Source organism: Methanobrevibacter sp. (assembly GCF_045577275.1).
GTDB lineage: Archaea > Methanobacteriota > Methanobacteria > Methanobacteriales > Methanobacteriaceae > Methanobrevibacter.
Genome location: NZ_JAZNIB010000293.1, coordinates 1 through 1,582, shown reverse-complemented (window position 1 = coordinate 1,582; position 1,582 = coordinate 1). Strand labels below are relative to the sequence as shown.

The following is a 1,582-nucleotide window of genomic DNA, read 5'->3' as shown; positions in this document are numbered from 1 at the left end:
TTATATGAAAAGAAAAATGGCCCAAAAATGCTTAAGCTATTTGAAATTGGCGCCCACGCTAAATCGTTTAATGAGAATAGCAAGGAATATGAGGAAATCGTCTCTGATTTTTTAAAGCAATATGAACTGCTAGGAGAAGAGAATCCAATTCAAATTTCTGCAAATAACTGATTCCAACAGATAAAGAAGATGACCTTTAATACTTGGGTCATCTTCTTTTAATGTAGTTGGACATTGAAAATGATGGTCTTAACGCTCATTTCTTAGAAAACGTCCGCTAGATGCTAAGAAATCATTTCCATGTGGTTTTTAGATAGTATAAGAAAAATAATCCATTTTAATAATGTAATAAAAGGAGTTATATCAATTGGGGATTTTGCATTAATAAGGCGAGGATTATATATGGAAAATAGATGAAAGTTCTTAGAACATGTTCGCTCGACAGCTCAATTCGGGCTAGAATATGCACATAATCCATATGATATTGAAAGGTATGAAATGATGCAAAGTACTCCGAATTAGTGAAATTAAGAAAAGCATTATTGGATTTGTAAATATCGTTCGACATTACTCGAGACGCAGAGAAATACCTTTACTAGTAGAAAATACAAAAACAATCGACTAATCTTAAACTTCAATGAATCCAATTGAATGCTTCTTTATATTAAGACTTTAAGATTATACACGAGTACCTAGTTGTATCCGCATTAATCAAAAAATATATTTTCAATGGATTCGGATTCATTCTTATAAATTTTATACATAAAGTACATCAAAATAGTAACAGCAAAAAGTAAAGATGATTCGCAAATGTGGTCCTCAGTGAGTATAGTTGTTTTAAGGGTGAATTCATTTGGTTTAATAGTAGCGATATGAATTTGGTTTATTTTCACTTCTATCTCGTTGCTCCAATTTTCCTCAATACGTATGTCTTGTTCATCAATATCTCCTAAAACACAAAAATAGAGTAGGCTATTCCCTGGCTTATCTTTCAAAAAATAGGTCTTCTCTTCTGTTTCAATGATGTATGTAGCAACAAGAAAGTTTTTGATATTTCGTTTTTTAATCCCAATCTTAATTTCGGATCCCTTGTGAGCAGTAAATGACACTACACTTCCCTTTTCACATCCTGAAATATCAGTTTTTTCAATGGTTCCAACACTCTCTTTCTCCCTGTTTTCCACTTGAATAGCATTCTTTTTTTTCATGTATAACACATCATTGAATTGATATTGTTTCATTTGTATCTCACCTTTCTCAGTGGCTTATTCATAGTTATACATTTTTTATATCCCTCACTCTAATACTTATTACGATTTAAGCAATATTAAGTTTCAACTACATAATTATTCTATAATTTGGCCCGATTGTTCATAAAAAAAGACTATAGACAACTCAAAGATAAATGAGCTGCCTATAGTCATCAAAACACATTAAAAAGTGTCTTTATTATTTATTTTGCATTTTATTCATTTGGTTCATCATTTGTTTCACTTGTTTTTCGGATGGTTTACGACCCATCTGTGCCATCATCATACGTAGCATTTGTTCGTTGATTGGTGGATTTTCTTTCAAATATTTC

2 protein-coding genes and 1 pseudogene are annotated in these 1,582 nt (G+C 31.2%); 1 reads left to right on the top strand and 2 read right to left on the bottom strand.

The genetic code is table 11. The features are described from left to right. Positions 1-435 precede the first annotated feature (435 nt). A pseudogene (locus ACKI67_RS08475) lies at positions 436-522 on the top strand (NUDIX hydrolase N-terminal domain-containing protein); the annotation flags it as partial. Between the two features lie 185 nt (positions 523-707). Here ACKI67_RS08475 and ACKI67_RS08470 read toward each other — a convergent pair. Beyond that, entirely contained in the window at positions 708-1,241 is a 534-nt protein-coding gene (locus ACKI67_RS08470) for a hypothetical protein (RefSeq protein WP_407463094.1), read from the bottom strand. Between the two features lie 208 nt (positions 1,242-1,449). Further along, positions 1,450-1,582: YneF family protein (locus tag ACKI67_RS08465; protein ID WP_407463095.1), on the bottom strand; the 133-nt coding region annotated here is incomplete at its 5' end.